The organism is Enterobacter sp. PL_is514, from assembly GCF_055816715.1.
Map to the genome: position 1 here is coordinate 1 of NZ_JBVPGN010000015.1, position 7,182 is coordinate 7,182.

A 7,182-nucleotide genomic window follows, 5' to 3' on the forward strand; every position below is an offset into this window, starting at 1 on the left:
CGGGGAGAGTATCTGGACGGACAAATACGGTCGGGTGAAGGTGAAGTTCCACTGGGACCGTCTGGCGAAGGGCGATGACACCAGCTCCTGCTGGGTGCGCGTGTCGAGCGCGTGGGCGGGCCAGGGCTACGGCGGGGTGCAGATCCCGCGCGTCGGCGATGAGGTGGTGGTGGACTTTATCAACGGCGACCCGGACCGTCCGATCATTACCGGGCGCGTGTACAACGACGCGAGCATGCCGCCGTGGGCGCTGCCGGCTGCGGCGACGCAGATGGGCTTTATGAGCCGCACGAAAGACGGTTCCGTGGACAACGCCAACGCCCTGCGGTTTGAGGATAAAGCGGGTGCAGAGCAGGTGTGGATCCAGGCCGAGCGCAACATGGACACCAGCGTTAAAAATGATGAAACGCACAGCGTCGGCGGCGAGCGCAGCCATTACGTGAAGAAAAATGAACTGCATCGCGTGGAAGCGAACCAGACACAGGCCGTGAAAGGTGGCACCGAGATCCTGACGGGTAAAGGCAAGCTGGATGCGGCGGTGGAGCAGTATGTTATCGCTTCCGGGACGAAGCTGCGGCTGGTCTCCGGTGAGAGTGCCATTGAGCTGAATGCTAACGGCAAGATTAACCTCATCGGCAAAGAGTTTAACTTCTTCGTGGAAGGGGATGGGTATATCACCACGGGCGGTAAGCTGCATCTGAATACCTCTGGTACAAAACCGGGCACCACGGCGCCGGGATCGGGGCATAAAGGGGATATTGATGCGGCGGTGCAGGCGAAATTTACGGCCAAAGATGAGTAAAGCAGGTGCGGTGCTTATCGCGTTACTAACGACGGGAATGGCTGGAGGAGATGCGCAGAAAAAGGATCTTTGGATGTTTATTTCCGGGATGAGTGCATCGCTTAAGACGTTATCCGTTACAACCCTCAGTAACGCGCCGTTATCGTTTAAGATGACCAGGCAAAATGAATATATCAATTTCTACAATGCCGACGATATCAAACTCGCTGATGGAACGAACATAACCGCAATTGGGTTACGTTTAAGCAAACAAAACGACGGCATGGCGCCTTTACTGAATTTTTCACCTTCCTCAGGTCAATGCATAACGCTTGATACCGTTAAAAAGCGCTATCCGCAGCTGAGGTTAACTGATTATCCGCGCGGCCGTTCGGAGAACGAAGTGACCAGCTATACAGCCCGAAAAGATATGAATGGACAAAAAGTGAGCTTCAGTTTCAGCGTGAAAAATCCTCACTGTCTGGGTTCAGTCGTCATTAGCGCCGACTAAGAAATACTGCACTCATGTCCTGACGGTTTCTTCAGGGTGATAATGGCCATACACATTCAATAAATGACGATTAACGTGAAAAAACACACGCCGATATTTCTTTGTTCCGTCCTGATGTTTACCTGTCTCGGCAGCAATGTGGTTTTGGCTCAGGTGATGCCTCCCGTTCTGACAAAACGGGATTTTTCTGTGCAGATCAAAGACCAGCCTGTCGCCCTGGGCGACAGATGGACGCCTGATATTGCCCCTAAAATTGGCGTGCCGGTGGAAGGCAGTTTTACCGGTGAGGTTCCTTTTGATGGAGTCCAATATAAATTCTTTCAGCATCAAAACGCTGGAGTAGAAATATTCACTTCCAACCTCTGGTGGGATAAAGCGGAAAGAAGCGTTGATGATTATATCGTGTCTCAAATTACGCTGACTGCCGAAGACTTCGCAACGCCGCGCGGTGTCCATGTGGGTTCAACGAGAAAGGAACTGAACAGCGCATACGGTACCGGTCAGGTCGAAAATGATGCCGGGGAGCAGTGGATTACCTACGAATTGGATAAAAAACTGCTCTCTTTTGAGATAAAAGGCGACAACGTTATAAAAATAACGATGAATTACAACAATGATTCTCAAGAATAATTTATGACCAAAAAATATGTTGCAACCGTATTGTTCACGGCTTTATTGACAGGCGCAGTTGAAACGTCATCTGCGTTAGAGTTATCGCAATACAATAACCTCGATACGGTCAGACGCATCGTTAACGACAGCGAAGTGACAGACAATCTCAGGAAGACGTTGGGAGATCATTACCAGACCTTTATTGATAACTTTGATGTCTTCGGCGAACCACATACCACCCCAGGTGGCGGATTGTTTGTTGAGGGCTGGCTAAAAGATCTTTATCAGGAGAACGCATCCGCGCTGGTCATCAATCCTGACGGCAAAATCTTTGCGGCCTGGGTGGTTCCAGAATCAAACGTTATCCATTACCAGTCATCTGATAATAGTCAGGCCATTAATGCCGATATTCAGCAATGGGCCGCCAGATTCAATACGATGCAGTTTGCAAAAAGCAGCCAATCAGGACTCGCGTTTGACGGGGAGTGGGCTGGTGAATTCGAGAACGACTCGACGTTAACCCTGCGGCTAGCTGAATCTGGCAACCGTATCACCGGGTCTTATTGCTATGTCTCCCGGAGAGGAAACCGCATCGATTGCCCGGAAGATGATGAGCATAATCTTAGCGGTACGATCGCGGGAAACCGTGCGAACGTTGAGTTCAACTCATCGTTTGGCGGCGCAGGTGGACGGGCTGTTCTGGAACTAAAGGGGAGTGAAATGGAATGGCGTTTAGTTACTCCTCCTCAAAAAGGAAATGATTATGCTCCGCTGCGTTATACGTTACGTAAAGCCGCTTCGGTTCAAAACGCGGAAACCAGAAAACTGGACACCGAAAAGTTCACTATCTCTCTGATAAACAAGTGCGGGCGTTTCGAGGGTGAATGTGACCAGATGGTTTATCTCGGTGTGCGCAAAAGCGATAACAGTACGATCTCCTTAAAGGGAAAAACGTTACACGACCCCGCAGGTAAAATAATCGGCTCAACGTACAAGAACGGCGAGATCGCTTATACCGTCACGTATGCACCCGTGAAATTGGTTGTCAGCAAAGGCAGCCATGTTTTAGTCGAACAGTCAGGCCAGTGGCTTAAATAACTATAGCCAGCCAAAAGGCCAGCATCGATTGGCCTTCTTGTTTCTCTCAATATTAAGCATCCCGAGTTCACTTATGAAATACACCCTCCAGGAAGGCTCGTTTTCCCTTTTTCCTGCTGCCTGGCAGGATAACAGTATGAACATTATTCGCGATGACGAAAGCGGGCTGTCCGTAGTGGTCAGCCGCGGTGTGATTCCCGATGGCAGCGACTACAAACAAGAGTTTCACCGCCAGTGGGATGTGTTGCGTCCTCAGATGGGTGAGATCGCCCAGAGCGAATTCCGGGACGTAAAAGCCGGGCCTGACGGAAACATTAACGGGCTGGAAGTTGAAACCACGTTTGACCGTAACGGGCAACGCCTGTGGCAAAAACAGCTGGCCGTGCAGACGCCGGGCAAACCGGTATTGATGATTTTTACCCTCTCGGCACTCAGAGCCTTTACCGAAGAGGACGAGGTGCGCTGGAGCGCGCTTAAGCAGAGCCTGACGCTAAACGACAACCGGAATGTGTAAGGCATGAGCGATAACAACGCGGCCCGTAAGGGCGACGAGATTATTCACTCCAGCATTTTTGCTGACATCACCAGCATTGTGGCGGAAGGTGCCGCCTATGCGGTGATCGGCGCGGCGGTGGGGCTGGCGGCTACGGCCGCCGCGCCACTCCTCGGTGCTGGAGCCGCCGCAGCAGGCGTGGCGGCAGTTGGATCGAGCTGTCTGTTAAGCGGGATTATTGGCGGCGTGCTGGCGAACGTGGCGGGGATCACCGACGATATCAGCAACGCCGCGGAAGGGTTAGGCAATGCGCTCTTCCCGCCGTCGCCTGCGGGTAAAATTACCACCGGCTCGAACAACGTTCTGACCAACGCAATCCCCGCCGCCCGCGCGGCAGGCACGCTGACGCCCGCCGATACACCGTCCCCTGAGCCGCAGTCGCCGGGCAGCTTTGCCGATTACGCGGGCATGCTGCTTTCCGCTGCCGGACAGTTTGGCAGCAAAATGTGGCAGCCGAGCGTGGCCTCTGCCGCGGCGGGGACCTCGCCGCTGGAAGAAGACAAGGTGGCGTGTGAAAAGCACTCCGGGCCGCAGTATCTGGCGGAAGGTTCTAAAAGCGTCTTCATCAACGGACAGCCCGCGGTGCGCGCGAAAGATCGCACCACCTGCGAAGGCACCGTGTCCGACGACGTCTCCCCGAACGTGATCATCGGCGGGGACACGCTCACGGTTCGCGATATCAAAAGCGGTAAAACGCCGGGTCTGGCGCTGGGGATGATTGCGCTCTCCCTGCTGCGCGGGCGTCCGGGCAAGCTCCTGAAAAACATGCCCTGCGCGCTGGCGGCGGCCGGCGGCGGGATGCTGGCGGATATGGCCGTCAACGCCGTGTTTGGCTCCTCGCACCCGGTCCACGCCGCCACCGGCGTGAAGGTGCTGAACGACGACGATGAGCTCGACTTCTCGCTGCCGGGGCGCTTCCCGCTTCGCTGGCAGCGCAGCTACAACAGCCTGACGACCCGCGAAGGGCTGTTTGGTCTGGGCTGGGCAACGACTTTTGACAGCTATCTGACGCTGGAAGATAACAATGCGACCTGGTTCGATGAAACCGGGCGCGAGCTGAGCTTTGAACTGCCGCCTGTCGACCGTGCGTTTTACAGCATCAGCGAGGGCATCATTATCCGCCGCAATGAGGGCGGCGACGTGGCGATTGCCGACGATGACGGTGCGCTATGAAGATGAACGATTCCCGCATCGCGTTACCGCTGCCAGCCATTTCGACGGCAACCAAACCTGGCCGCTGATGCAGTGGGGCTACGACGCGCGCGGCCAGCTGGCGAGCGCGACGGATGCCTCCGGCGTGGTGACGCGTGAATACCGTTATAACGAGCACGGGCTGATGGTCTGGCACTGCCTGCCGGGCGGTCTGGAGAGCGAATACCGCTGGCAAAAATTCGACCACTGGCGCGTGGTGGAAAACCGCACCAGCACCGGCGACGGCTGCCGCTTTAGCTATGATTTAGCCGCCGGGCTGACGACCGTCGAGCACTACGATGGTCAGACGCGCCGCCACTACTGGAACGCGCAGAATCTGATTGTCCGCTACGTTGACGAGCGCGGTGAAAACTGGCGCTACGAGTGGGATGATAACGAGCTTCTCACGCGTCGCATCGATCCGCTCGGCAACGCCGTCACCTTCGTCTACGACGAGATGGGCAACCGGGTGCAGGAGACCGATGCCGACGGCAATACCCGCACCACCACCTGGCTGGAGCACCGCGCGCTTCCCGCGGCTATTATCGAAGCCGACGGCAGCGCCACCCGGTTCTGGTACGACGAACACCACGGGCTGAAGCGCATGGTGGATCCGATGGGGCAGACTACGCAGCTGCGCCGGGACGCGTTCGGCCTGGTCGTGGAAGAGGTCGATGCCGCAGGCAACAGCCGCTACCAGGAGTACAACGAGGCCGGGCAGATCGTTCGTGCGACGGACTGTTCCGGGCGAATTACCCGCTATCGCTATCATCCGCTGGGCTGGCTGGTGGCCGAGACTGGCGCCGACGGTGAAGAGACGCGCTACCGCTACGACGCCGCAGGGCGTCCGGTGCAGCTCGATCGCCCGGAAGGCTGGACGGAATCGCTCAAATGGAACGAACGTGGCCTGCCGGTAAAGCATGCGGGCGCCGACGGGAAAGAGAGCGAGTTCAGATATGACGAGGCGGGGCGCTTAACCGCCACCCGTAATACGCAGGGTGAAGAGGTGCGCCGCCGCTGGGACAGCCGCGGGCGTCTGATTGCCCTGGAAAACGAGAACGGCGAAGCGTATCAGTTCCGCTGGGGGCCAGACTCGCTGCTGCTGGAAGAGGTGGGGCTCGATGGCGTAGCCTCGCAGTATCGCTATGATGCCTGCGGGCGCACGATTGCGCGCACGTTTGCCGCCGGTCATCCGGAGGCCATCACCCACGCCTTCGCCTGGAGCGCGAGCGGTCAGTTGGTCGCCCGCACCACGCCGGAAGGGCAGACACGCTACCACTACACGCCGTCCGGGCTGTTAAGCCGGATTGGGCTGCATCCTGCGCTTTCAGCCGACGCGTGGAGCACCGAGGCAGAGCAGGAGCTCGTCTTTGAGTATGATGCGCTCGGTCGCGTGACGCGCGAGGCGGGCGAGCACGGCGAGCTGGCGTGGGAGTATGACGCGCTGGGCAACCGCACCTCCGTCACGCTGCCCGATGGCCGCGAGCTGAAGCAGTTCTACTACGGCAGCGGGCATCTGCTCAGCATTGCTCTCGACAAGCTGTCGGTCTCCGATTTTACTCGCGACGAACTACACCGTGAGACCAGCCGCACCCAGGGGCTGTTGACCACCCGCAGCGAATACGACCGCCTCGGCCGACTGCACCGCCGGGACGTCTTTACCGGCAATGCCCAGCGCCCGTCACCGCGCCGCTGGTCCCGCCGCTGGGATTACGACTACCGCAATAATCTGGTGCGCGAAGAGCGGGACGATAACCCGTTCAGCTGGTACCGCTGGCAGTACGACAGCGCCGGGCGCCTGCTCGTTCAGGACGGCACGCTGCCCGGCCAGGAGCAGTGGCGCTGGGATGCTGCCGGTAACCCGCTCGAAGAATCTGCTGAGAAGGTCACGCACAACCGCCTGACGCAGCTGAACGGCATTCGCTGGCGTTATGACATCCACGGCCGCACCGTGGAGAAGGATAACGGCCAGACCCGCTGGCACTACCGCTACGACGGCGAACATCGCCTGACGGAAGTCATCAGCCAGCCGCGGGATCGCAATAAACCTCAGACGCAGGTCAGCTTCCGCTACGATCCGCTCGGGCGACGCATCAGCAAAACGCGACGCCAGATGCTGGGCGGACAGCCAACCGGCAAGCCGGTCACCACCCGGTTTGTCTGGGAAGGGTTCCGGCTGTTGCAGGAAGTGCACGGGGATGTGCCGCTCACTTACGTCTACAGCGATCAGGACAGCTACGACCCGCTGGCGCGTATTGACGGCGTGGAAGCGCCGGAGATTTTCTGGTTCCACTGCCAGCCCAACGGCACGCCGGAACGGATGACGGATGTCGAAGGGCAGGTGCGCTGGGAAGGCGTTAACAGCGCCTGGGGCAAGCTGCTGCGGGAAAGCGAGACGCAGCTATCAGGATATTCCCAGAACCTGCGGATGCAGGG

The 7,182-nt window shown here is 57.8% G+C and carries 5 protein-coding genes and 1 pseudogene; all 6 read left to right on the forward strand.

The window, feature by feature from the left end; all coding sequences use genetic code 11:
• A partial coding sequence (locus AC0TNG_RS00185; RefSeq protein WP_473723526.1) for a type VI secretion system Vgr family protein occupies positions 1 to 802 on the forward strand: 802 nt, incomplete at its 5' end.
• The gene (locus tag AC0TNG_RS00190; RefSeq protein ID WP_230581877.1) at positions 795 to 1,292 is read left to right on the forward strand and encodes a hypothetical protein; all 498 of its coding nucleotides are present in this window, start codon (positions 795 to 797) and stop codon (positions 1,290 to 1,292) included. The genes AC0TNG_RS00185 and AC0TNG_RS00190, both read left to right, overlap by 8 nt.
• 75 nt (positions 1,293 to 1,367) lie before the next feature.
• Positions 1,368 to 1,922: a hypothetical protein gene (locus tag AC0TNG_RS00195; RefSeq protein WP_473712410.1), complete on the forward strand. Its 555-nt coding sequence runs from the start codon at positions 1,368 to 1,370 to the stop codon at positions 1,920 to 1,922.
• Between the two features lie 3 nt (positions 1,923 to 1,925).
• The gene (locus tag AC0TNG_RS00200; protein WP_248164965.1) at positions 1,926 to 3,002 is read left to right on the forward strand and encodes a hypothetical protein; all 1,077 of its coding nucleotides are present in this window, start codon (positions 1,926 to 1,928) and stop codon (positions 3,000 to 3,002) included.
• Positions 3,003 to 3,075: 73 nt separating this feature from the next.
• Positions 3,076 to 3,516 carry a DcrB-related protein gene (locus AC0TNG_RS00205; RefSeq protein ID WP_024909853.1) on the forward strand — a complete coding sequence of 147 codons (441 nt, stop codon included), beginning with the start codon at positions 3,076 to 3,078 and terminating at the stop codon, positions 3,514 to 3,516.
• Between the two features lie 3 nt (positions 3,517 to 3,519).
• Positions 3,520 to 7,182 (forward strand): annotated as a pseudogene (locus tag AC0TNG_RS00210) (DUF6531 domain-containing protein); the annotation flags it as partial.